This is a genomic window from Ruegeria sp. AD6, assembly GCF_056542325.1.
The window spans coordinates 211,164-236,469 of sequence record NZ_JBQFZQ010000003.1 but is presented as its reverse complement, the minus strand read 5'-3'; the positions used below and the strand labels follow the sequence as shown (position 1 = coordinate 236,469).

The window sequence follows — 25,306 nt, the reverse complement described above, 5'->3', positions numbered from 1 at the left end:
TACGATGAGCCTGCCAGTCAGAAACACCGGTTTACTCGGCCCAACTGATCGCCGTCAGATCAATCGCCGCCGTGGGCGCGTTCTGCCACAGCCCCTGCACGCCAGCCTTGGCCACGCCCAGCTTGGCCAGTTGGAACAGGTATCCGTTGACATAGTCGCTGGCGATCAGGCGTTGTGCTTCGCCCATCAACCGGGTGCGTTCGTCCGGGTCGGTTGTGGTGTTCAGCAGATCCATCAGCGCCTGAAAATCGGTGCTGTCATACTGGAAGTAATAGTCAGGCCGGGCATAGATACCGATATCCATCGGCTCGGTATGGCTGACGATGGTCAGGCCGAAATCCTTGCCTTTGAACACCGATTCCAGCCATTGCGCCCATTCGACATTGATGATCTCGGCGGTAATCCCAACCTCGGCCAGTTGTGCTGCGATGATCTCTCCACCCCGACGGGCATATGACGGAGGCGGCAGGTGCAAAGTGGTCTCGAACCCCTCCGCATATCCGGCCTCGGCCAGCATCGCTTTGGCCTTTTCCGGGTCATAGGCCGACTGACCCGTCAGATCGACATAGGCCGGGTGATGCGGCGCGAAATGAGTACCGATGGGCGTGCCATAGCCAAACATCGCCCCGTCGATGATCGCCTGACGGTCAATTGCATGGGCCAGCGCCTGCCGGACAAGAATATCGTCAAACGGGGCCTGCTTGTTGTTGGTGGACAGGATCGTTTCCCCCTCGGTCGAGCCGACAAGGACCTGAAAGCGCGGATCAGCCTCGAACTGAGGCAGATTCTCGGGCGCGGGGAAATTGTCGAACACATCCACATCCTCGGCCATCATGGCGGCAAAGGCGGCAGTGGGGTCAGAGATGAACTTGAACGTAGCAGTTTCTAACGCGGGCTGATCGCCCCAATAGTCAGGATTGCGGTTCAGCGTGATGCTGTCGCCCTGCACCCATTCGCCAAAGGTAAAGGCTCCGGTGCCGACGGGGTTGGTCTTGATGTCGTCGATGCTTTCGGATGCGACAATCACCGCATCGCCCCAGGCCATGTTGAACAGGAAATTGCCGTTCGGCTCGGACAGGGTGACCTTGACGGTCAGCGGGTCCACCGCCTCGACGCTTTCGATCCCGGCAAACAGCGCTTTCTGCGCGTTGGCGCTGTCTTCGGCATTGGCGCGGTCCAGACTGAACTTGACGTCCTCGGCGTCCATCGTGCTGCCGTCATGGAAGGTCACACCCTCACGCAGCTTGAACGTATAGACGGTGCCGTCATCCGAGATTTCCCAGCTTTCCGCCAGCCCCGGCACGACCGAGCCGTCGCCCATGAACCGGGTCAGCCCTTCGAAGATATTGGTGTAAACCACCGAATCGATTGCCTGCGCGGCAGCACTGGTTGGATCCAGATGCGGCGGTTCCAACTGCATCGCAATCGTAATGTCGGACTTGGCCATCGCGCCCGTTGCCAGCAATCCGGCGCTCAGCGCAAGCACCGAGCCAAAGGTTCGAAACACCTGCTTTGTCATGAAAATCTCTCCCCGTTGAAGTCAACGTAACCGCGTTTGTGCGGGTTATTCCTGGGCCAGTGTTCCTTTAAACCTTGGGTCATTCAAGGAAATGTTCGCGCAACCGGGGTTTCTATGGACCTGCCTGATCTGTTATGCCGCGCTGCAACATGAACCCCGCGAGGAGCGAGCATGAGCGCCACCGCCCGCAAGAAAGCCCCGAACGCCCAGGATATTCGCGCCCGAAAAGGCGGCGAGCCCCTGGTCAGCCTGACCGCCTATACCACGCCGATGGCCCGGCTGATGGACGCCCATTGCGACTTTGTTCTGGTCGGTGACAGTGTCGGCATGGTGCTGCACGGGCTGGAATCGACCCTTGGCGTGACGATGGAGATGATGATCCTGCACGGTCAGGCCGTCGCGCGCGGCTTGAACAGCGCGATGATGGTCATCGACATGCCCTTTGGCAGCTACGAGGAAAGCCCGGCGCAAGCGTTCCGCAACGCCGCCCGCCTGATGGCCGAAACCGGCGCGGGTGCGGTCAAGCTGGAAGGCGGCGTTGAAATGGCCGAGACCATCCGCTTTCTGGTCAAGCGCGGTATCCCGGTGATGGCGCATATCGGCCTGACGCCGCAGTCGATCAACACGCTGGGTGGCTACAAGGTGCAGGGCCGCGACGAACAGGCACAGGCCGTTTTGGCCGATGCCCATGCGGTGGCGACCGCGGGCGCATTTTCCGTCGTGTTAGAGAAGGTGCCTCAAGGTCTGGCTGATCAGATCACGGCCGAGGTCGCGATCCCGACCATCGGCATCGGTGCATCTGCCGGGTGTGACGGGCAGATTCTGGTGGTGGACGACATGGTGGGCTTTTTCGCAGCGTTCAAACCGAAATTCGTCAAACGCTATGCCGAACTGGGTCCACTGGCCGAGGCTGCAATCGCCGAATACGCCGCCGAGGTCCGCGCGCGCAGCTTCCCGGCAGCCGAGCATGTCTTTGCCGATCAGGCCCCCGCCAAAGGCCCCAAATCATGACCGCACCGATCCTGCGCCGTCTGGCCGACCTGCGCGCGCTGACCAGCGAATGGCACCGCAAGGGTGAAACCATCGGCGTTGTGCCCACCATGGGCGCGCTGCATCAGGGCCACCTGTCTCTGGCCGAGGCCGCGCGGGCGGGCACCGACCGGGTGATCGTCACCATCTTTGTGAACCCCAAACAGTTCAACAACCCCGAGGATCTGGCCAATTACCCGCGCACCGAACTTGAGGACGCGGAAAAGCTGGTCCCCTACGGCGTCGATGCAATCTATGTGCCCGAGCCCGACGAGATCTATCCGCAGGGCTTTGCCACCAATGTCTCGGTCACCGGCCTGACCGACGTGCTTGAGGGCGAATTCCGCCCCGGCCACTTTGACGGGGTGGCCACCGTGGTCTCCAAGCTGTTCCTGCAAACGCAGGCAGATCGGGCGTATTTCGGGGAAAAAGATTATCAGCAATTGCTGGTCGTACGCCGCATGGCGCGCGATCTGGACATCCCAATCGAAGTGATCGGCTGCCCTACGGTGCGCGAGCCTTCGGGGCTGGCTATGTCCTCGCGCAACTTACGCCTGTCGCCCGAGGCGCTTGAGGTGGCCGCGCATCTGAACAGGGCTATGAGGGACGTGGCGGCGGCGGTCAAAACCGGCGCAGAGTTTGATCCGCTGGTGCAACAGGCGCAGGCCGATCTGCTGGCCGCGGGGTTTTCGCAGGTCGAGTACCTCAAGCTGCATTGCGCCGAAACGCTTGAACCCCTGCCCCATCCGGATCGCCCCGCCCGGCTGCTGGCTGCCGCCTGGTTGAATGGAATCCGCCTGATCGACAATATTCCCGTCTGAACGCTCTGGCCCGAGCGTCATTGTTTGCGCTAAAGTCCCGCAAAACAGTTTGGGAGAGGCGCGCAGGCATGACCTATATTTTGGCAATCGATCAGGGCACCACGTCCTCACGCGCGATATTGTTCGATGAGCAGATGAACCGTGTCGGAACGGCGCAGCGTGAATTTCCACAGCATTTCCCGCAAGAAGGCTGGGTCGAGCATGATGTCGAGGATATTTGGGACAGCGTCCTGACCGTCTGCCGCGAGGTGATGGAGACCAGCAAGGTCTCAGCCGACCAGATCGCCGGGATCGGCATCACCAACCAGCGCGAAACCACCGTGGTCTGGGACAAGACCACCGGTAAGGCGACCCACAACGCCATCGTCTGGCAAGACCGTCGCACCGCCGAGATCTGCGCCCGCTACAAACAGGCTGGGTGCGAGGATGACGTGACCGCCCAGACCGGCCTGCTGCTGGATCCCTATTTCTCGGGCACCAAGGTCAAATGGCTGCTGGACACCGTCGATGGCGCGCGCGCGCGGGCCGACGCCGGAGATCTGCTGTTCGGCACCATCGACAGCTTTCTGATCTGGCGTCTGACCGAAGGGCGCAGCCACGTGACCGACGCCACAAACGCCGCCCGCACCCTTTTGTTCGACATCCACAAGGGCGCGTGGAGTGCAGAAATTTGCGAGCTTCTGGATGTGCCGTTGGCGATGCTGCCGCAAGTGCTGGATTGCGCGGCGGATTTCGGCAGCACGTCGCTGCTGGGCGGCAATATCCCGATCCTGGGCGTTGCTGGGGATCAGCAGGCCGCCACCATCGGGCAGGCCTGTTTCCAGCCCGGCATGATGAAATCGACCTATGGAACGGGATGTTTCGCGCTGCTGAATACCGGCACGCAGCCTGTCGCGTCGAAAAACCGCCTGCTGACAACCATTGGCTATCAATTGGACGGGCAGAGGACCTATGCGCTGGAAGGGTCAATCTTCATCGCGGGGGCTGCGGTGCAGTGGTTGCGGGACGCGCTGAAAATCATAGATGCCGCCCCACAAAGCGGCGATCTGGCAGCGCAGGCCGATCCGACCCAGCATGTAGTGCTGGTACCTGCCTTCACCGGGCTGGGCGCGCCCTATTGGAAACCCGACTGCCGGGGCGCGATGTTCGGACTGACCCGCAACTCGGGCCGTGCCGAAATTGCCCGCGCCACACTGGACAGCATCGCCTTTCAAACTCGCGATCTGTGGCACGCCATGCAAGGCGACTGGGGCGCCGAGGCCGATGTGATCCTGCGCGTCGATGGCGGGATGAGCGCATCGGACTGGACCATGCAAGGGCTGTCAAACTGTCTGGGCGCGCCGGTGGATCGCCCGGTGATGCAGGAAACAACCGCTCTGGGCGCGGCGTGGCTGGCCGGGATGAGAGCCGGCGTTTACCCCGATCAAGCCGGATTTGCCGAGACATGGCAACTGGACAAACGCTTTGAACCGGAGATGGCGCAAGAAGCCCGCGACGCCGCCTATGCCCGCTGGCAACGCGCGGTACAGGCAGCGATGGCATTTTAATGGGATGAGCAAGGGTGGCGGTTGGTTTCTGCGGCTCTATCCTTGTGCTTCGGGCGATACCGGTGAAGCAAAACCTGAATGACGTTTACCCATAAAACCTGGAGGCCGAATTGACGCGTATTTTTGCAGCATTTTATATCGTGACCGCCCTGTTAGCAGGGCCGTCAGCGGCGCATGAACGGTTTGCTTTGGTGATTGGGAATGCCGGATACACAAATGTCCCGGCGCTCGACAACCCCGTGAACGACGCGCAATTGATGAGCGATGAACTGCGCGACGCCGGTTTCTCGGTCACAACGCTGACAGATGCGAACCGCGCAGAGATGATGCGCGAAGTCGAAACCTTTTCCAGCAAAGTACGCGCGGCGGGGTCCGAGGCGTTGGCCGTATTCTATTTCGCGGGACACGGGGTGCGCAGTGATGGTTTCAACTATCTTCTTCCGCTGGGTGTGAACATTCAGTCCGAGGCTGACATAGCGGGCGAAGCTGTCCCGGCAGAATGGGTTTTGGATCGCTTTCACTCGCCACAGGCTGTAAGCGTTATGATCCTTGACGCCTGCCGCGACAATCCGTTCAGCAGCCAATCGGATGTGGTTCTGGATGTGGGCGACGGGCTGGCGCGTATGACCGCACGCACGAACAACCTGATCGCCTATGCCACAGGCCCCGGTGACGTTGCACTTGATGGGACCGGAACCAACAGCCCTTATACAGCAGCGATTGCGCGCGGGATCAGGACCTCGGGCCTGTCGCTTGATCAGATGTTTGATCAGGTGCGCTCGGATGTTATCAGCGAAACGGATGGCGTCCAGTCCCCCTGGGCGCGGTCGTCGCTGAACCTTAGGATCGGTATGAGAGACCCGACGTCCAACTGATTTAGGCTTTCAGACCAAGGCTTTGCAGTGGTCGGGGTGTCACCCACCCTAGCTGTGATCTTTCATCAAACGCTGCTTTTGCCGTGACCAGTCGCGCTTGGCCTGCGTTTCTCGCTTGTCGTGCAGCTTTTTACCCTTGGCGATGCCGATCTTCAGCTTGGCCCGGCCCTTATGGTTAAAATACAGAACCAGCGGCACCAGCGTCATACCCTTGCGCTGGGTCGCATTCCACAGGTTGGACAACTCCTTGCGTGAGACCAGCAGTTTGCGGCGGCGGCGTTCTTCGTGTTTGAACACCTTGGCCTGCTCATACGGTGCAATGTAGCTGTTGATCAGCCACAGCTCTCCATCATCGACCGAGGCATAGCTTTCGGCAATGTTCGAACCACCGGCCCGCAGGGATTTGACCTCGGAGCCTTCCAGCACGATGCCGCACTCGATATCCTCTTCGATTGCGTAATCGAAGCGGGCGCGCCGGTTTTCGGCGATCACTTTGTAATTCGGGTCGGTCTTCTGCTTGGCCATGACGCGTTGATTTAGGCCGCTTGCAGCAGCCATGCAAGACAAGGATATGCCCTGCGCCTCAGGATTTTGCGGAAATGATCAGGTCGGGGCCAAAAATCGTGTCGGCATGGTTGTGCAGATAGATCTTCAGCCAGGGCGTGAACCGGTCCGGGTGGCGCTGCACCTCGGCCAGCAGGTCGTGATAGTCGATCCAGCGGATCTCCATCACCTCGTCCGGGTTCGGCTCGATCTTCAGCGGGCCGCGCACATGGGCCAGAAAGACATCCACCACCTCATGCTCGACCATGTCGTTGCCGACATCGGCGTGATATTCCAGCCGGTGGCGGTATTCCGGGTAAAGACCGGTGATCCCAAGCTCTTCCCGCAAGCGGCGCACGGCACACGTCGAGGCGTTTTCGCCCCAGTCGGGATGGGTGCAGCAGGTATTCGCCCACAGGCCGGGCGTGTGATATTTGCCCAGCGCGCGCCGCTGCAGCAAAATCTCGGTCCCGCGAATAACGAAAACCGACACCGCCTTGTGCCTGAGGCCTTTCTGATGTGCCTCCAGCTTGTCTACTGGGGTCAGTTCGCCATCAACCCAGGCCGGGATCATGATTCCCATCGGTCGTCTCCTGCTGCCGATCCGTAGGACGGGGGAAGTAAAAAGAAAAGCTAAGGCCGGATCGGCTTGGCGTCGCGGCCCCGTCGGAGTGTTGTTTCGCCACGTGAGGTCAAACTGGCAACGTTAAGGCCAGTTATCAAGCGCACGAAAGGCCGCAGGGGCTGCGGCCTTTCGTCATGTCACCCGTTATGAACGTGTGAATTTATTCGCCAGAGACGCTGACGATATAGGCAAAAACGTCCTCGGCCCCGGATTTCAGCTTGAAGGTCATTTTCGACTTGGCCGCGGTGTCATCCAGATAGTCTTTCAGGAACGCCTTGGGGTCCTGCGAATAGGCGACAAAGGTTTCCTCGTCCCAGACCAGCCCGTTTTCACCGGCGGCGACGATGCTGTCGCCATATTTGAACCCTTCATAGGTGCCAGCGGTCCGGCCTGCGACGCCGTAGAGGTTGGGTCCGGTCTTGCCGCCTTTCACGATCACTTCGCCGGCAGGGTCAGCGATCAGGTGGCAGGATTTACACTTGTTGAAGGCTTTCTTGCCGGCCTCGGCATCACCTTCTGCATACGCTGGCAGGGCCAGCAGGCCGACAATTGCGGTAGCGAGGATACGATTCATTGTCTTAGCTCCGATACGAAATTGGCTGCACCGAATGGACCGTCGGTACAAAAAAGAGTCAACCGGCAGATTGCCGCGTGACGACACTCTGCCACTGCGACATAGAGGCTGTCCTTAACTTAAGTCATGTAACACGGACCAACAGGGCAACAGATCGCCTTGTGCCGGGGTCGCCAGATAAACCGCGCGCGCAATGGCACGTGCAAGGCAGATCGAAGCCGCGTGGCCGATCATCCCAAGCTCGGCGTCAGAGGACAGTGTCCTTGCCCCGGTGCCGACCCCAAAGACCAGATCCCCGTCGCCCGGCGTATGCGCCGGCAGCACAGCGCGGGCGATGCCGTCATGGGCCGCCACGGCAACGCGCTGGCACTGAGGTTTCGACAAAGCGGCATCGGTGGCGACAATCGCGATCGTGGTGTTTGTTTTCTCGGGATCGCCGCGCATCGCCTGTGCCTTGCGACTGGGGGGCGGACGGCCCAGACCGGCATTGGGATCAGGGCCTAAACCGCCGTATTCATCCCCGATTTCAAACGGCGCCGCCCAGAAATGACGCTCACCCGGTGTGGTGACGCTGCCCAGCGGGTTGGCCGCAACCAGCGCGCCAACGGTGATACCGCTTTCCAGCACCAGCGAGGCGGAGCCCAGCCCGCCCTTGTGCATCGCCGCCAGAGCACCCGTGCCTGCGCCCGCCGTACCCAGCGCGAAGTCTTCGCTGGCGTTTTCGAACGCGCTGCGCCCCAATGCGCGATAGGGGTTTTCCTCCCACTCCTTGTCGCCGCCATTCAGCAGATCGAACAGGATCGCGCCCGGCACGATCGGAACCACAGTGTCCCCGACCGGAAACCCCCGGCCCTGCGCCCGCAGCGCATCGGAGACGCCCGAACACGCATCCAGCCCGAAGGCCGAACCACCGGACAGCGCAATCGCATCAACCCGTGTAACCGATTTGTCCGGCGCAAGCAGATCGGTTTCGCGCGTTCCCGGCGCGCCGCCCATCACATGGACCGAAGCTGTGAAGGCCGCATCCGCCGTCAGGACGGTTGTGCCGGATTTCAGCGTGCCATCCTGCGCGTTGCCGACCCGCAGGCCAGGGACATCGGTGATCAGGTTTCTGGGTCCAGGGGTCATTGATTTTGTCGAGGTTGGGGCCGGGAAGCGCGCAGGCGCGCTGCCTCCGGCGGGGATATTTTTAGCCAGATGAAGAGCGGATCAGATGCAACGGCCACCGTCGACCTCCAATGCGGTTCCGGTGATCATGCTGGCTTCGTCCGAGCACAAGAACAGAGCGGCGTTGGCCATGTCCTCGGGGGTCGAGAAGCGGCCGAGCGGGATTGTTGAGAGAAACTTGGCGCGAATCTCGGGCGTGTCTTCGCCCATGAAGGATTTCAATAGCGGGGTTTCACCCGCCACCGGGCAGATCGCGTTCACCCGCACACCAGAGGGGGCGAGTTCAACGGCCATGGTCTTGGTTGCGGTGATCATCCAGCCCTTGGAGGCGTTATACCAGTTCAGGTTAGGGCGCGGCGACAGGCCTGCTGTGGAGGCGACGTTGAGGATAGCCCCCGCGCCGCGGGCCTTCATCGCGGGGACAAAGGCGCGGGCGGTCAGGTAGACGGATTTCATGTTCACATTGAAGACGCGTTCAAAGTCATCCTCGCTGACATCTTCCAGCGGTGTGGGCAGATGCGTGACGCCCGCATTGTTGACCAGAATGTCGAGATGTTCGTATGTGGCATAGGCTGCATCGGCCATGGCCTGGACCGAGACACGGTCACCCACATCCACCTGCTGCGCCAAGGCGTTTGGTCCAAGTTGCGCGGCCATGTCCTGCGCTGCGTCGCCGTTTATATCGGCGATCATCACACGGGCCCCTTCGGCCAGAAACTTCTGTGCGATCCCTGCCCCGAACCCGGACGCCGCGCCGGTCACGATTGCGGTTTTTCCGTCCAGCCTCATGATGTTGCCCTCCTGCCTGTCAGGGGCAGAGTAGCAACGCATCGCAAAGATGCCAGATCATTCTTCCGACACTTTGCCACGCAGCGCCTTGACGTCACCACGCGCCTTTTTCGCTGCCAACCGCCGTTTGACCGACCCATAGGTCGGTTTCGTCGCGACCCGCCGTTTGGGTTTGACCAGCGCGCGGGCGATCAGTTCGGCCAGTCGGGCGCGGGCAAGTTCGCGGTTGCGGGCCTGAGATCGGGTTTCTTCGCATTGGATGATGATCGCGCCATCCTTGGTCCAGCGCCGCCCGGCCAGCCGTTTCAGCCTGTTCTTCACCGGGTCGGGCAGTGAAGGCGAGCGCGCGGCTTCGAACCGCAACTCGACGGCGGTGGACACCTTGTTGACGTTCTGCCCGCCGGGGCCAGAGGACCGCACGAAGCTTTCCGTCATTTCCCAGTCCTGCAGGGTGATCTCGTCGGTGATGCGCAACATGAGGCGGACCTTACAGGGACCGCACAGAAACAGAAAGGGCCGCCCCGGCGGGACGGCCCTTCGAAAGTTCAGGAGGTCGGGTCGGTTAGATCAATCGACCAGCCGGAGCGAGCGCTCCGCCAAGGGCTGCCCTAGCAGGCGATCCCCCCGGTTGTTCCGACACCTCTCTCCAATCTCTTTCTCGACACTGGATCACCTCCTTTTCTATCTGTTGCGGTTGAAAAGGATGGTGGCACAAGTTGTGCCATTCTCCAAACGTTTTTTACGCGGGCTGCGCAGTCAGGCGGGAAACAATCACCTTGAACGGAATCAGCGCGATCAGCGCCAGGGACAGTTTCACCAGCCAATCGGCAAAGGCCAGTGTGACCCACAGGGGGGCCATCGGGCCGGACAGCATGAAGGGCACAGGCTCCCACGCCCAGCTGATGGCTGCGTCTGCGCCAGCACCGAAGACCGTAACCGAGGCCGAGAAGGCGAGGGTAAAGAAGATCGCAGTGTCCAAAGCCGAGCCCACAAGGGTTGAGACTAGCGGCGCGCGCCACCAGCGACCGCCGCGCATCGCATTGAAGATGGTCACATCGGTCAGCTGTGCGATCAGGAAGGCGGTACCCGACGCGACTGCGATCCGCAGCGGTACGGCGGTATAGGTGAAGCCGTCCCCTTGCAGCACGATCTGGCTGCCGATCAGCGAGCAGATGATACCGGTGACAAACCCGGCAAACACGACCTTGCGGGCCGGGCCCACGCCATAGACGCGGTTCATGATGTCAGTGACCAGAAAGGCCAGCGGATAGGTGAAGGCGCCCCAGGTCAACAGCCCGTCAAGGATCAGGAACTGGACCAGGATGTTCGAGGCCACGACAATGGCGGCCATGGCAAGAATGCCGGGAATAAAGCTGCGTTGCATATTTTGATGCCCGTTTTGACAAGGTAGCGGCGACTTGGCCAAGGGCTCATCCCAAGGCAAGCCGTGCGTTTAGACCTTTGCCTGCGGCCTGTCAATCGGGCAGCAGGTATTCCACCAACTCGGTCCGTTGCAGCGCCAGAAAGTTGTCATCCGAGATCATGGTGGCGCGCAATCGGCCCTGTTCATCGCGCCAGACCGACAGCCCTTCGAGGTTGTCATGCGCGCCTTTGCCTGTCTCAATCAGGGTTTCTTCGGCCTTTGGCGTGTCATCAGAGACATCCCACCGCCGCAGGCGCGACCGAAAGCCGGTTATGGAAGCGGTGCGTTCCAACACATAAAACCGCCCATCCGGGCCGAAATCGCCAGCCACAGGCCGGAAATCCCCGCGTTGCAGCAGGACAAAGGGCGTAGACCACGCGCGCCCATTCCAGCGATAGACAGGGATGTCCCCCTGCGCCGTGCGGCTTTTCTCGGTCAGGGTATAAAGGCGACCCTGATCGTCGATTGCCAGCCCTTCGAACGAGCCGTTGCGATCCAGACCGTCAAACGCCTTGGGCCGGGGCAAGACCTGGGCCCTTGTTCCCGGCGCCGGGTAATAGGCCACGCGATGCACGCCTTCGAACGAAATATAGAACCCGCCATCCGGCGCCATTGCGATGCCTTCGGAATCCCCCGCATAGCCCAGCATGATGCGGCCCGCGCTGGACAGAACAGGCCATTGGCCCAGAATTCGGATGTCGGTGATCTGATCCCCGTCACGGGCGATGCGGGCCGTGACCAGCGTTGCCCGGTCGCTGAGCACCGTGATGTGAGTGCCGTTTTCCGACATATGGATGGCCGAAAACCCGCCGAACCATTCGGCGTTATGCCTCCAGACATAGCTGCCAAGTTGCGTGGCGGTTTTGACCTCAACGGCCCCGACCGATCCCGCAATAGCCGCCGCTGCTATCAGTTGGACGACAAAACGGCGGCGCATTGCTGGGGTAAATCAGCCAGAACATACTCCCGGCGTTTCTTGGGGGCTGGGGCGTTCGGGTCGGGTGGCGGAGGGTTGAGGATGTTGTTCACCCATTCCTGCGCCTGAGCGCACCCGTCGCCCCGGGGCGGCGGATCCTGATTGACGCAACCACGCGATCCGCGCGGGCATTTCAGACGGACGTGGAAGTGATAGTGATGCCCCCACCACGGCCTGATCTTGCGCAGATAGGCGCGGTTGCCTGTCTCGTTGTTGCACATCTGAACCTTGGCACCGGGAAAGACAAAGATCCGCGCCACGCGTTTGTCTTTGGCAGCTTCACGCAGGATCGCGTGGTGCTGAGGGGTCCAGTTGCCGTTCACAAAGGCCCCGCCAGAGCGGCGTAGGGAGATGGAAGAAAGGTTCTCGCGCGCAGTGCGGCTAAGGCGCATATCACCGCCGGGCAGCATCCAGATATCGATGTCCAACCCAAGTTGATGCGAGCGATGGCCCGAGGTCATCGGCCCGCCCCTCGGCTGGCTGATATCCCCGATATAAAGGCCGTTCCACCCCGGTTGTTTGGCGGCAAAACGGCTGAGGTCCTGCACGTAGTCGATTGCCTCTGGATGGCCCCAGTTTCGGTTCCGCGACAGCCGCATCGCCTGCCATGTGGGCCCGGTTTCCGGCAACTGCACTGAACCGGCAGCGCAGCCGCGCGAATAACTGCCGAAAGCGGCCGGTTTTTGCTGTGAACTGGCCCTCTGCGCGCCAAATAACTGTTTGGCCAAAGGCTCGGCCGTTGCTGTACTTGCCAGGGTAAGCGCGGCCAAAACTATCAAAAAACGTCGTAAAATCATCTGCTCTGATCCCCTTCCGGTTTCACCCAGCGCATTAGGAACAGCCCCAGAATAAACAACAGGACGATGGGTGACACCCCCAGTCGCGCGCTGCCAGTCACGGTTGTGGCAATCCCGATCAGCAGCGGCGCGGCAAAGGCTGTGGCGCGACCCGACAGTCCATAAAGCCCAAAGCTTTCAACCGGGGTGGCGGGATCCGTGTGGCGCACCATCATCGAGCGGCTGGCCGATTGCAGAATCCCCCCCATGCCGCCGATCAGAACGCCGCAGCCAAAGAACACCAGATCCGGCAGGTTGGACCCTTCGGGCAGGCTGATGCCATAAATCTGCGTCCGGTCCATCATCACCACGGTGGCGCAGACAAAGATCAGCACCCAGATCGCGGTCAAAATCACCGGTTTAGGGCCGTATTTCCGATCCATCTTGCCGCCGATCCAAGCAAAGATGGCCGAGGCCAGAACGCTGACGATCCCGAACACGCCGATCTTGATCAGGTCCCATTCCAGCACCAGCCGCGCGTAAACGCCGCCAAAGCTGTAAAGCCCGTTCAGCGCGTCGCGGTAGAACATGGACGAACCCAGATAAGCCGCCAGACTGCCCCGATGACGCAAGGCGGCGATCGACTTGCCTAAAAGGCGCAACGCCTCTCCGACGCTGCCCTTCTTTTCGGTTTGCGGATCATCGCGCACCCACAGGAAATAGGGCACCATGAACAGAACGAACCACCCGGCGGTGAACGGACCGACAAAACGCGTGCCCTCGCGCGCGGCGGCGTCCAGCCCGAACAATGGCTCCATTCCGATCAGGGTCTTGCCATTGGGCTGTTCCACAAACAGCGCCAGCATGATCGCGAGCGAGATCAGACCGCCGAAATAGCCGAACGCAAAGCCCGAGCCGGAAATCTCGCCCACCTCATCGTCATTCCCCAGATCGGGCAACTGCGAGTTGATGAAGATCAGCGCATATTCCGCCCCTACAAAGCCCAGACCAAAAGCCGACAGCATCAGCCACATATTCGAGCCATCGGGCAGCGTGTACCACAGCGCAGCCGAGCCCACCGCATACATCACCGAAAAGGCAAATATCCAGGGGATGCGCCGCCCCGACACATCCGCCATTGCGCCCAGCAAGGGCGCCCCGAACGCGATGATCAGACCGGTGATGGTCAGGCAGTTTGCCCAGACCGTCTGCGCCTGCGCGGCGGCGGCCTCGGCACCAAGCCCGGTATTGGCGTAATACCCGGCGGCGACCCCTGCGAAATAGGGGCCGAACACAAATGTCACCAGCAAGGTGTGATAGGGCTGACTGGCCCAGTCGAAAAACCACCATCCCCAGATGCGCTTGCGCTTGGAAATCTCTGCCATGACTGCCCCTGTTCTTCTTTGACTTCATAAGACGGGGCTTTGTCCCAATTCGCAAGCTTTCAGTTGGCGCAGGCTTGCTCTTTGCGGCAGAGGATCTTAGGTCTCAGGCAACGAACGAGGAGTATTCGAACATGATGGCAATCTTTGGCCCGTTAGATTTGGTTCTGAGCATCGCATACTGGTTCGTTATCGTTCATGTCATCATGAGTTGGCTGATCAACTTTCAAGTTCTGAACCTGCATCAGCAGTTCGTCGCTCAGATCTGGTATGGCCTGAACCGCATTCTCGAACCGATTTATCGCCCAATTCGCCGCGTAATGCCGGACTTGGGCGGTATTGATTTGACACCATTGGTGGTGCTTATCGTCATCATTTCGCTTAGAAGTTATATTCTGCCGGAACTGTTCAGAGCTTTAAGCTGACACTGATCCCTCTTGTTCACCGAATCTTAGTATGTGATTGTCCTGTCTTAAGAGCAGATAAACCTTAAAACAGGGCACCCCCGCAGATGTTCGACTCCGCGCCTTTGCTGCGAGATGTCTTTGGATTCGACGCCTTCCGCCCCGGGCAGGAAGAGATTGTCGATGCCGTGACCGCTGGCGAAAACGTGCTGGCGATCATGCCCACGGGGGGCGGTAAATCCTTATGTTTCCAACTGCCTGCCCTGCTGCGCTACGGGGTCACGGTGGTAATCTCGCCTCTCATCGCCCTGATGCGCGATCAGGTGCGCGGCTTGCAAGAGGCGGGCGTTGAGGCCGGGGCGCTGACCTCCGGCAATACACAGGAAGAAACCGATGCCGTGTGGGACGCATTGGAGGCCGGGCGGCTGAAGCTGCTCTATATGGCCCCCGAACGTCTGTCTGCCGTGTCGGCACTGGGGATGCTGCGCCGGATCAACGTCAGCCTGATCGCCGTGGACGAGGCGCATTGCGTCAGCCAATGGGGCCACGATTTCCGCCCTGATTATTTGCGGATCGGAGAGCTACGGCGCGCGCTGAACGTGCCGCTGGCCGCCTTCACCGCCACGGCGGATGCGGAAACGCAGGACGAGATTGTCGAGAAACTGTTCGACGGCACCGCGCCGCGCAAGTTCCTGCGCGGGTTCGACCGACCCAACATCCATCTGGCCTTTGCCGCCAAGGACGGGCCACGCAAGCAGGTCCTCGACTTTGCCGCTGCCCGCAAGGGTCAGTCCGGCATCGTCTATTGCGGCACGCGCAACAAGACCGAGGTGCTGGCGCAGGCCCTGCGCGCCGAGGGCCACTCGGCCTGCCATTACCACGGCGGGATGGAGGCCGAGGACCGCCGCATCGTCGAAACCCGTTTCGCCCGCGAAGATGGGCTGATCGTGGTTGCCACCGTGGCTTTCGGTATGGGCATCGACAAACCCGATATCCGTTGGGTCGCCCACGCGGACCTGCCCAAGTCCATCGAGGCTTATTATCAGGAAATCGGCCGCGCCGGTCGCGACGGTGGCCCCGCCGAGACCCTAACCCTGTTTGGGCCGGATGATATCCGCCTGCGCCGATCCCAGATCGACGAAGGACTGGCCCCACCTGAACGGCGCATGGCCGATCATGCGCGGCTGAATGCCCTGCTAGGGCTGGCCGAGGCGCTGGTTTGCCGCCGTCAGACCCTGCTGGGCTATTTCGGCGAGCAGATCGACCCCTGTAGTAAATGCGACCTGTGCGATACTCCTCCGGACGTGTTTGACGGCACCACCCCTGTCCGTATGGCCTTGTCCGCCATCCTGCGGACCGAGGAATGGTTCGGCGCGGGCCATCTGATCGACATTCTGCTGGGCAATGAGACCGACAAGATCCGCGCCCGCCGTCACGACAACCTGTCCACTTACGGCATCGGCAAGGATTGGTCACGGCCCCAATGGCAGGCGATTTTCCGGCAGATGATGGGTCACGATCTGGTCCGCCCCGATCCCGACCGCCACGGCGCGCTGCGCATGACCGAGGCCGCCAAACCGATCCTGAAAGGCGAGACGCAGATCAACCTGCGCAAAGACACGATCCGCAAGGCCACCCGGCGGCCAGCGGTCAAGGCGATGGTGTCCGAGGAAGACGCGCCGCTGCTGTCCGCGCTCAAGGCCAAGCGCCGCGCGCTGGCGGAATCCGCACGGGTTCCGGCTTATGTCATTTTCCCTGACCGCACCCTGATCGAAATGGCCGAGACCCGCCCCGCGACGCTGGACGACATGGCCCGGATCGGCGGGGTCGGCGCGAAGAAGCTGGAACGCTACGGCGATACGTTTCTGGAGGTGATTGCGGGCGCGGTCGAGGCCCTTCACCCCGCGCGCCGCAAGCTGGCAGGCCGCGATCAGGGCGAGATTTATGACCGTTTGCTCGAGGTGCAATCTCAGCTGTCGCGTGGCCCGGACGGGATCGACAAACCGCTGACCTGCTCCGCCTCGCTATTGGCCAAGGTGGCGCAGCTGCGCCCCGACGATCCGCGCGCGCTCGAACAGGTTCTGGGCGACCGCCGTCACGAAAGGTTTGGCGCGGCCTTTCTGGACGTGCTGCGGGATGCGGGCTAAATACCCGGCATCAGGCAAGGAACGAGGGCGGATATGCTGGTAGTGATTTCCCCGGCCAAACGGCTGGACTGGGCAGAGCGGGATATTGAGGTCACAGCACCCGATTTTCAGGACGACGCGATCCGCCTGTCAAAAACCGCCCGCAACCTGACGCTGGGCGATCTGAAAAAGCTGATGGACCTGAGCGACGATCTGGCCCGCCTGAACCGCGACCGCTATCGCGCCTTTGCCGACGCGCCTGAGGCTGACACCACCCGCCCCGCCGCGCTGGCCTTTGCCGGGGATACCTATCAGGGGCTCGAGGCAGCCTCGCTGGACGCGGATGAGATGGCCTGGGCGCAGGATCATCTGCGCATTCTGTCGGGTCTTTACGGCGTGCTGCGCCCGCTGGACGCGATTCAGCCCTATCGGTTGGAGATGGGCAGCAAACTGAAAACCCGCCGCGGCAAGAACCTGTATGAATACTGGCGCGACCAGTTGAGCAAATCTCTGAACGCGCAGGCCGAAGAGATTGGTGGCGATGTTCTGGTGAACTGCGCAAGTCAGGAATATTTCGGTGCAGTCGACCTGAAGGCACTGAAACTGCGCGTGATCACGCCCGTGTTCATGGAAGACAAGGGCGGCACACCCAAGATCGTCAGCTTCTTTGCCAAGAAAGCGCGCGGCGCGATGGCGCGCTATATCATTCAGCATCGGTTGACCGATCCCAAAGGGCTGCTCGATTTCGACAGCGGCGGGTATGAATACCGCCCGGAACTGTCTGAGGAAAACAAGCCGGTTTTCCTGCGCCCTTATCAGGCTTGAACCTTACGCATGAAACCGGCCTGTGGTCCTGGTTGTTGATGGCGGAGCGAGGGGCGCTGCCCCTCGCGCTCCCCGAGATATTTTTGGCCAGATGAAGGGGATCCGGTTGCGCGGTTTGAAGCGTGGCGTGTGTGGGGCGAGCGGCGCTAGCCTGTCGGTGCCGGGCTGTCCGAGACCGGTTGGGCTTCATCCGGGCGGTGATCCAGAATCATCTGGTGGATCAGCTTCTTGTGCAGCGGTTTGGTCAGGTAGTGATCAAGCCCGGCGGACAGGATGCCCTGATCGTCACCCGCCATGGCATGCGCGGTCAGGGCAACAATGGGGACATGGCCGCCCGTTTCAATCTCATGCCGCCGGATTTCGGCGGTCGCCTGCTTGCCGTCCATTTTAGGCATGGAAATGTCCATGAAAATCAGGTCAGGGGCGAATTCCTGATAGGTTTCAACCGCCTCTAGCCCATTGCCTGCAAACTGAAGATCGATGTTCAGGTCTTTCACCATCTTCTTCAGGATCAGTTGGTTGGTGCGATTGTCCTCGGCCGCAAGGACGCGCATCCGCCTTTGGCGTTCTGGTTTCTGCGCAGAGCCAGCTTCGGCCACTTCCGGGGGGTCGGGTTTCAACGCGGCGTTGCCCAGCGCCATGAGGCGGCTATAAAGCTCGGATCGCGGGATTGGCTTTTGCAGAACGCCTTCGATCAGGTGCCGGGCGGGATCGGCGTAGATGACGCCCGGATTTGCCGACATGATCACCACCGGCAGCTCTGACCAGCCGCGATCTTTCACAGTTGTCGCAAGTTCCAGCCCGTCCATATCCGGCAGGTCGTGGTCACACAGGACCAGATCGACGGTTGCATCCAGCTTTGCCAAAGCCTCACCCCCCGAGGCGCACATCGTGACGTCTGCGCCAAGGCGGCCGAGTTGCTTGGCAAGGATGGCGCGGTTCACGGCCATATCTTCGACCACCATCACATGTTTCAGGCGACCATCCAGATCAGGCGGCGCGGGCTGAGGACCTTCGGCGGTGGGCAGCGACACCCGGAACCCAAAGCAAGAGCCCTGCCCCACCTCGCTTTCGACCCAGACTGTGCCGCCCATCATGGTGATCAGGCGCTTGGTGATCGCAAGACCCAGCCCGGTGCCTTCGAATTGGCGATTACGCTCATCCTCGACCTGGTTGAACTCGCCAAAGATGTGACTGATCTTGTCCGGCGCGATTCCGATGCCGGTGTCTTCGATCGCGATATGGATGTCGCATTCCTGCGTGTCCGGATGCGGTACGCCGGTAACCCGGATCAGGACGTGACCGTCACTGGTGAATTTGACGGCGTTGCCCACCAAGTTGGTCAGCACCTGCCGCACCCGACCCGGATCGCCCACAAACAGCGTTGGCAGGAACAGGTCGTAATCCACCAGCAGCGTCAGTCCCTTGTCCCGCACGCTGGGCTGCAACAGCATCGCCACTTCCAGAATGCAGCGTTCCAGATCGAACTGTTCGGGATGCAGGATCAGCTTGTCGGCTTCGATCTTCGAATAATCCAGCACGTCATTGATGATAACCAACAGCGCCTCGCCCGAGTTGCGGATGGTGTTGACGTAAAGGCGTTGTTCCTCGTCCATCGGGGTTTCGGACAGCAACTCGGTCATGCCGACGATGCCGTTCATCGGTGTGCGGATCTCATGGCTCATATTCGCAAGAAAAGCCGACTTGGCGCGGTTGGCGGCCTCGGCCCGGTCGCGGGCGGCCTGCAATTCAGCTTCGTGCCGGACCGAGGCGGTGATGTTCAGCGCCAGGCTGACCACATCGCCGCCATTGCCGCGTTGATCGATCAGGCGGATATATTCGCCGTTCCACAATTGAATTACTTCGGACGGCGGATTGGCCAATGCCCATCGATCCTGCATCCGGGTGCGCCATTCGGCGGCTTTCTCATCGCCGATATCCACGATCCCCTCGGTCGTCAGCAGGTCGAGAATCCTTGTATATGAGATACCCGGCGCGACCTCGTCCAACCCCTCAAATACGCTCAGATAAGCGGTGTTGGCGCTGATCAGGCGGCTGTCACCGTCAAAAAATGCGAACCCGTCCTGAATCGTCTGGATCGAATGCCACAGGCGGCGTTCTGCAACCTCGACCTTGGCATGCGCCACTGTCAGATCGGATTTGACCTTTTCGTTTTCATCCCGGACCGTCTCAACCTCGGCCTGAGTCTCACCGATGCGCTTGGTCAGGGCCATGGCGTGGCGACCCAGTTTGCGATTGGCCGCGTAAAGCTCGGCCTGTTTCATTTCCAGCATCCGCTCGGCCGCGAGACGCGCGCGCCGTTCCTGTGCCAGTTTCTGCGCAAGGCTCATGATGTTCAATTCCGGTCTGATCCGCAGCCAGCATCCGACCAACCGATGAAAAAGTGTTTAAGCCGTTGCGTGACCCGCGGGCCGCATGCGAGATTGATGGGGAATAGGAGGCCCCGATGCACCGCTTTGTTTTTATTTCAATTGCTTACATCTTTTCTTTGCTGATCCTGCCCATGGCGTCAGTGGCCCAGACAACGGTGCCGGAATTCCGCTATATCACCACGCGGGATGCGGATTTTTATGGCTCGGATCTGGACGCGCTGTTCGACACGGATCTGCAATCCTGCATTCGGGCGTGCTCGGCCAATCAGCAATGCACAGCGTTCACCTACAACACCCGATCCGATGCCTGTTTTCCCAAAAGCGGCGTGAACCGGCAGGAGCCCTATCAGGGCGCAGTGTCGGCGCAGAAGGTGTCGACGTCGGAACAGACCCTAACACTGGCGAAAACGCGCGCAGATGCGTTGACCTTCATCCGCCAGAAAGACCTCAACAGCGCAGCGCAGCAGGCGCGCGACCTTGGGTTTTTGCACAATGCCGGGGATCGTGATCTGCAGACTTTGCTGGATGCGGCGCGGAACGCGGATACCGACAGGTTGGCAATGCTCTGGACCGGGGCGGCTGTGACCCTGAGCGACGCGCCAGAATTGTGGGCGGAATATGCAAGGCTGTTGCTGGGCCTGGACCCCAATGGCTATCGCGAAGGGCGTGAGTTGCGAGAACGTGCCCTGAACGCAGCCGTCAACGGGTATCTACGTTCGGATGCGCCGGGGACTCAGATCGCGGCTTTGATGATCCTGGCGGACGCGCTGGAAGCGGCGGATCGCGGGCGGGACATGGTGTCTGCCCTGCGTCTGGCGGAACAGGTTCAGCCGCGTGCGGATGTGCTGGCCGCGTTGGATGAGGCAATCGGGAAATATGGCTTCCGCGTCATCGACAGCACCGTTGAAAGCAACGCCGCCGCGCCGCGTATCTGTGTTGAGTTCTCGGAACCGCTGGTCAAGGCCGGGGTCGATTATGACCCCTATGTGCAGCGCAGCACCGAGGGGTTGGTGGTGCAGGTTGAAGGCAAAAACCTCTGCGTTGATGGCGTGGCGCACGGCCAACGCTATCGTCTGAGCTTGCGTGAGGGGCTTCCAGCCGCATCGGGCGAGGCTTTGAACCGCACGGTGGAATTGACGCATTACGTGCGGGATCGCGCGCCGTCGGTCCGCTTTCCCGGACGCAGCTATGTGCTGCCGAAATCGGCGGATGCCGCCCTGCCGGTCGAAACGGTAAATACCGCATCTCTGGACCTGACCCTGCGGCGTGTCAGTGACCGCAACCTGATCCGCGCGGTGCAGCAGGATTTCTTTGGCCGCCCGCTAAGCGATTGGCAGGAAGAGACGTTCTCGGAAGAGATCGCCGAGGATATCTGGACCGGCACAGCTGATATTTCGAACGAGTTGAACCAAACCATGACCGCCCGTCTGCCGATGGCCGAGGCGATTGCCGAGCAGCCCGCAGGCATCTACGCGCTGACGGCGCGTGTTCCGGGCGTCGATCCCTATGACGATCCGGGTGCGACGCAATGGTTTGTCCTGACCGATCTGGGGATCAGCACGGCTTTGGGCACTGACGGTCTGCATGTGACCGTGCGTGGGCTTCATGATGCCGCGCCTCGGGCGGGGATCGACGTCTCGCTGGTGTCCAACGCCAATGCCGTGATTGCCCAGGCGCAGACCGATGACAGTGGCTACGTGCGGTTTGAACCCGGTTTGACTCGCGGCACGGGCGCAAGCGCGCCTGCTTTGGTGATGGTATCCGACGGGGATACAGATTTCAGCTTTCTATCTCTGACCGACCCGGCCTTTGACCTTTCGGATCGCGGGGTCGAAGGGCGCGCGCCTGCCGGGCCGGTGGATGTGTTCCTGACCACCGACCGGGGGGCCTATCGCGCGGGCGAGGTGATCCATGTCACCGCGTTGACGCGCGATAGCACAGCGCAGGCGATTGACGGCCTGCCGCTGACGGCCATTCTTTCGCGCCCGGATGGGGTGGAGTACCGCCGCGCAATCTCGGATGGTGGGGTCGCCGGGGGGCATGTCTTTGCTTTGCCCGTCGCGGCCGATGTGCCGCGCGGGGCGTGGAAGATCGAAATCAAGTCCGATCCCAAGGGCGCAGCGCTGGCCCGCCAAACCGTTCTGATCGAGGATTTCCTGCCCGAACGCATCGACTTTGACCTGACCCTGCCGGACGCCCCGCTGCGCCCCGGCGACACGCCGCCCTTGCAGATCGACGCGCGTTATCTGTTCGGCGCGCCGGGGTCGGATCTGGGCATCGACGGTCAGGTCATCGCCCGCCCTGCGGACACCGTTCCCGGCTATGAAACCTATCGCTTTGGCCGGTACGACGCCGAAACCTCGACCAAAAGCACTTATTTCGGTGACGCCCGCACGGATGCCGCCGGGCAAGCCACAATTGCCGTGGAAATCCCTGTGTTAGAGACCGATGGCGCTCCGGTCGAAGCGGTTGTCATCGCCCGTCTGTCCGATGGATCAGGTCGTCCGGTGGAGCGTCGGCTGACAGCCCCAGTCAGATCTGCGCAAGCGATGATCGGTGTCCGGCCCTTGTTCGACGATGTGATCCCCGAGGGGACCGAGGCCGCCTTTCAGATCGTCGGCCTGTCGCCCGACCTGACCCCGGAACCCATGCGCCTGCGCTGGACGCTGAACAAGGTGGAAACCCGCTATCAGTGGTACCAGCTATACGGCGACTGGAATTGGGAGCCGACCACCCGCCGCACCCGCATTGCCACGGGTGAGGTCGAAACGACCACAGACCCGCTGACCCTGACGCAGCCCGTAGATTGGGGGCAGTATGAACTGGTCGTTCAACGCCTTGATGGCGCTTACGCCGAGACGGCGGTTGAGTTCTCGGCAGGTTGGTATCAGGCGGCAGATGCATCCACCTCGCCCGACCGGTTGGAGATGTCGCTGGACCGCGACAGCTATCGCCCCGGCGACACCGCGCAATTGCGGATCGTCCCACGTATGGCCGGTATGGCACAGATCGAAGTGCTATCGAACCGCCTGATCCACCGCCAGATGGTCGAGGTGCCCGAAGGCGAATCCGTGATCCCCATCGAAATCACCGAAGACTGGGGCGCGGGCGCCTATGTCACCGCCACGGTGATCCGCCCGATGGACGTCGCCGCAGGCCAGAACCCGGCGCGGGCCATGGGTGTGGCCCATGCGACGGTCGAACCGGTGGGGCGCATGCTGGATGTGGCCATCGACGTGCCCCAGGTGACCGCGCCGCGGGAAACACAAAAAGCCCGTATCAGGGTCGAAAATGCGCGCGAAGGCGACCCGGTCTGGCTGACCTTGGCGGCTGTGGATGTGGGCATCCTCAACCTGACCGGATTCGAAACCCCGGACCCGCAGGGATATTTCTTTGGCCAGCGTCGTCTGGGCGTGGACCTGCGCGATGTCTATGGGCGTCTGATCGATGGCATGAACGGTGCGATGGGAACGATCCGCTCGGGCGGTGACAACGCTGGCACACGCCGACAATCTCCGCCACCAACGCAGGACCTGATGGCCGTTTTCAGCGGACCGGTTCAGGTCGATGCAAATGGCGAGGTCGAGATTGACATCCCCCTGCCCGCCTTCAACGGAACCGTGCGCCTGATGGCTGTGGCGTGGTCAAACGCTGCCGTCGGTCAGGCCGAGGCCGAAATGATCGTCCGCGACCCGGTGGTCGTCACCGCCAGCCTGCCACGCTTTCTAGCCCCCGGCGATCAAAGCCGAATGCTGTTGGAAATCGTCCATGCCGACGGGCCAAGCGGGGAAATGGCACTGGGGCTGACATCCTCATCCACGCTGCAACTAGGCTCAGCGCCCAGCAGTTTCGTGCTGGAAGACGGCGGCAAAACCACGTTCGAGATCCCGGTCAGCGCTCTTGCGGTTGGCGATCCTGAAATCAGCGTTGCGATCACCACTCCGGATGGCCGCGATCTATCGCAGACCCTGAGATTGCCTATCCGTGCAAATGACCCTGCTGTGGCTCAAACACGGCGGTTTTCGCTGGGCGAAGGCGATAGTTTCCTGCTTACACAGGATGTGTTTGACGGGTTCCAGCCCGGTTCGGCCAAGGCCATCCTGTCCGCCGGAGCGCTGGCGAAATTCGACACGCCCGGCTTGCTGGACCAACTGAACCGCTACCCCTATGGCTGCACCGAACAGATCACCAGCAAGGCGCTGCCCCTGCTCTATCTGTCATCGGTCGCGCAAGCCTCGGGGCTGGGGGATGGCCCGGCGGTGGATCAGCGCATCACCGACTCGATCCGCAGCATCCTGACCCGGCAGGCCCCGAACGGCGCCTTTGGCCTGTGGCGCGCGGGCAGCGGGGATTTCTGGCTGGACGCATATGTCACCGACTTCCTGTCGCGCGCCCGTGCGCAGGGGCACCCGGTGTCCGACCGCGCCTTTGCCCAAGCCATGGACAACCTGCGCAACCGCATCAACTATGCGCCCGACTTCGACAAGGGGGGTCAGGACATTGCCTATGCCCTGATGGTGCTGGCGCGCGAAGGGGCGGCCTCGATGGGCGATCTGCGATACTACGCAGACGCCAAGGGCGACGCGTTCGACACTCCGCTGGCTGCGGCTCAATTGGGGGCGGCGCTGGCCTCTTATGGGGATCAGACCCGCGCTGACGCCATGTTCGCCCGTGCCGCCCAAATGCTGCAACGCCGCCCCGCGCAAGAGAAATACCTGTGGCGTGCAGATTACGGCACCGATCTGCGCGACGCCGCCGGTCTGCTGACACTGGCCGTGGGTGCGGGCAGTCAGGCCGTGGACCGCGACGCCCTGATCCAGCGCGTCAGCGCCGGTCGCGGGTATCTGTCGACGCAGGAGGCATCGTGGTCTTTGCTGGCAGCCCACGCGCTGGTCTCGGACCCATCCGGGTCGCGGTTGATGGTGAACGGCGCGCCGGTCTCTGGCCCCTTCGTTCAGGTGCTGGAAAGCGGATTGACGGAAGAGCTGAACATCACCGCCACCGATGCAAACCCAACCGACATCACGTTGACTGTCACCGGCATCCCGACCGCACCGCCCGAGGCCGGTGGCACCGGCTATGCGATCGAGCGCAGCTATTACTCGATGGACGGTGAGCCGCTGGACCCGGCCAACTTCGCCATCGGCGACCGGTTTGTCACGGTTCTAACAGTCACGCCCTTTGAGCGCGGTGGCGCGCGGCTGATGGTGGATGACCCTCTGGCTGCGGGGATCGAGATCGACAATCCGAACCTGCTGCGTTCGGGCGATGTGCGCGCGCTGGACTGGTTGGACCTGTCCGAGGCGACGCATACCGAGTTCCGCTCGGACCGGTTTCTGGCCGCGGTTGATCTGTCGGGCGGTGAGACCGTGACGCTGGCCTATGTGGCCCGCGCGGTCACGCCGGGCACGTTCCACCACCCGGCGGCCTCGGTCGAGGATATGTACCGCCCGCAAAACCGCGCCCGGACCGGAACCGGGCAGATCGAGGTTCGGTGATCCGTCGCCCGACA

General features: G+C 61.6%; 20 protein-coding genes. 8 read left to right on the top strand and 12 right to left on the bottom strand.

Features of this window, described 5'->3' with window-relative positions; all coding sequences use genetic code 11:
* Positions 1-31: 31 nt before the first annotated feature.
* Positions 32-1,519, bottom strand: a complete 1,488-nt coding sequence (locus tag ACR0KJ_RS09785; RefSeq protein WP_480626551.1) for an ABC transporter substrate-binding protein — start codon at positions 1,517-1,519, stop codon at positions 32-34.
* Between the two features lie 171 nt (positions 1,520-1,690).
* On the opposite strand from ACR0KJ_RS09785, the gene panB reads away from it, so the two are divergent.
* The 4 genes from panB (at position 1,691) to ACR0KJ_RS09765 (ending at position 5,791) form a co-directional block, all read left to right on the top strand.
* Positions 1,691-2,530, top strand: coding sequence for a 3-methyl-2-oxobutanoate hydroxymethyltransferase (panB, locus tag ACR0KJ_RS09780; protein ID WP_480626550.1), 840 nt, complete (start codon positions 1,691-1,693; stop codon positions 2,528-2,530).
* Positions 2,527-3,369, top strand: a complete 843-nt coding sequence (panC, locus tag ACR0KJ_RS09775) for a pantoate--beta-alanine ligase (RefSeq protein WP_480626549.1) — start codon at positions 2,527-2,529, stop codon at positions 3,367-3,369. Before panB ends, panC begins: the two co-directional genes overlap by 4 nt.
* Positions 3,370-3,437: 68 nt before the next feature.
* The gene (gene glpK, locus ACR0KJ_RS09770; protein ID WP_480626548.1) at positions 3,438-4,916 is read left to right on the top strand and encodes a glycerol kinase GlpK; all 1,479 of its coding nucleotides are present in this window, start codon (positions 3,438-3,440) and stop codon (positions 4,914-4,916) included.
* Positions 4,917-5,026: 110 nt separating this feature from the next.
* On the top strand, positions 5,027-5,791 hold the full coding sequence (locus ACR0KJ_RS09765; RefSeq protein ID WP_480626547.1) for a caspase family protein: 765 nt from the start codon (positions 5,027-5,029) through the stop codon (positions 5,789-5,791).
* Between the two features lie 48 nt (positions 5,792-5,839).
* On the opposite strand, the gene smpB is transcribed toward ACR0KJ_RS09765, so the two are convergent.
* From smpB to ACR0KJ_RS09715, 10 genes are all read right to left on the bottom strand, one after another.
* Positions 5,840-6,316, bottom strand: a complete 477-nt coding sequence (smpB, locus tag ACR0KJ_RS09760; RefSeq protein WP_170453563.1) for an SsrA-binding protein SmpB — start codon at positions 6,314-6,316, stop codon at positions 5,840-5,842.
* 58 nt (positions 6,317-6,374) lie between these two features.
* Positions 6,375-6,917, bottom strand: coding sequence for an isopentenyl-diphosphate Delta-isomerase (gene idi / locus ACR0KJ_RS09755; protein WP_170453562.1), 543 nt, complete (start codon positions 6,915-6,917; stop codon positions 6,375-6,377).
* A gap of 202 nt (positions 6,918-7,119) precedes the next feature.
* Positions 7,120-7,533: a cytochrome c family protein gene (locus tag ACR0KJ_RS09750; protein ID WP_170453561.1), complete on the bottom strand. Its 414-nt coding sequence runs from the start codon at positions 7,531-7,533 to the stop codon at positions 7,120-7,122.
* 114 nt (positions 7,534-7,647) lie between these two features.
* Entirely contained in the window at positions 7,648-8,661 is a 1,014-nt protein-coding gene (locus tag ACR0KJ_RS09745) for a P1 family peptidase (protein ID WP_170453560.1), read from the bottom strand.
* 81 nt (positions 8,662-8,742) lie between these two features.
* Entirely contained in the window at positions 8,743-9,489 is a 747-nt protein-coding gene (locus ACR0KJ_RS09740; RefSeq protein ID WP_170453559.1) for an SDR family oxidoreductase, read from the bottom strand.
* A gap of 57 nt (positions 9,490-9,546) precedes the next feature.
* Complete coding sequence (gene arfB, locus ACR0KJ_RS09735) at positions 9,547-9,966, bottom strand: alternative ribosome rescue aminoacyl-tRNA hydrolase ArfB (RefSeq protein ID WP_170453558.1); 420 nt, start codon at positions 9,964-9,966, stop codon at positions 9,547-9,549.
* A 262-nt stretch (positions 9,967-10,228) separates the two neighbouring features.
* On the bottom strand, positions 10,229-10,873 hold the full coding sequence (locus tag ACR0KJ_RS09730) for a queuosine precursor transporter (RefSeq protein WP_170453557.1): 645 nt from the start codon (positions 10,871-10,873) through the stop codon (positions 10,229-10,231).
* 91 nt (positions 10,874-10,964) lie between these two features.
* Positions 10,965-11,849, bottom strand: coding sequence for an esterase-like activity of phytase family protein (locus ACR0KJ_RS09725; RefSeq protein ID WP_170453556.1), 885 nt, complete (start codon positions 11,847-11,849; stop codon positions 10,965-10,967).
* Positions 11,822-12,685 (bottom strand): penicillin-insensitive murein endopeptidase, encoded by an 864-nt coding sequence (gene mepA, locus ACR0KJ_RS09720; RefSeq protein WP_170453555.1) that lies wholly within the window; start codon positions 12,683-12,685, stop codon positions 11,822-11,824. Before mepA ends, ACR0KJ_RS09725 begins: the two co-directional genes overlap by 28 nt.
* Positions 12,682-14,049: an MFS transporter gene (locus tag ACR0KJ_RS09715; RefSeq protein WP_170453554.1), complete on the bottom strand. Its 1,368-nt coding sequence runs from the start codon at positions 14,047-14,049 to the stop codon at positions 12,682-12,684. Before ACR0KJ_RS09715 ends, mepA begins: the two co-directional genes overlap by 4 nt.
* A 131-nt stretch (positions 14,050-14,180) precedes the next feature.
* Between ACR0KJ_RS09715 and ACR0KJ_RS09710 the strand changes: the two genes are divergently transcribed.
* The 3 genes from ACR0KJ_RS09710 to yaaA all read left to right on the top strand — a co-directional run bounded on the left by ACR0KJ_RS09710 (position 14,181) and on the right by yaaA (position 17,401).
* Complete coding sequence (locus tag ACR0KJ_RS09710; protein WP_480626546.1) at positions 14,181-14,471, top strand: YggT family protein; 291 nt, start codon at positions 14,181-14,183, stop codon at positions 14,469-14,471.
* An 86-nt stretch (positions 14,472-14,557) separates the two neighbouring features.
* A complete protein-coding gene (gene recQ / locus ACR0KJ_RS09705; protein ID WP_480626545.1) occupies positions 14,558-16,597 on the top strand; it encodes a DNA helicase RecQ in 2,040 nt (679 codons plus the stop codon).
* A gap of 33 nt (positions 16,598-16,630) precedes the next feature.
* Positions 16,631-17,401, top strand: a complete 771-nt coding sequence (yaaA, locus tag ACR0KJ_RS09700; protein ID WP_170735720.1) for a peroxide stress protein YaaA — start codon at positions 16,631-16,633, stop codon at positions 17,399-17,401.
* Between the two features lie 146 nt (positions 17,402-17,547).
* Here the strand turns inward: yaaA and ACR0KJ_RS09695 are convergent, their stop codons facing one another.
* A complete protein-coding gene (locus ACR0KJ_RS09695) occupies positions 17,548-19,752 on the bottom strand; it encodes a response regulator (RefSeq protein ID WP_480626544.1) in 2,205 nt (734 codons plus the stop codon).
* A gap of 116 nt (positions 19,753-19,868) precedes the next feature.
* Here ACR0KJ_RS09695 and ACR0KJ_RS09690 point away from each other — a divergent pair, with 116 nt between their 5' ends.
* Positions 19,869-25,292 carry an alpha-2-macroglobulin family protein gene (locus ACR0KJ_RS09690; protein ID WP_480626543.1) on the top strand — a complete coding sequence of 1,808 codons (5,424 nt, stop codon included), beginning with the start codon at positions 19,869-19,871 and terminating at the stop codon, positions 25,290-25,292.
* Positions 25,293-25,306 lie beyond the last annotated feature (14 nt).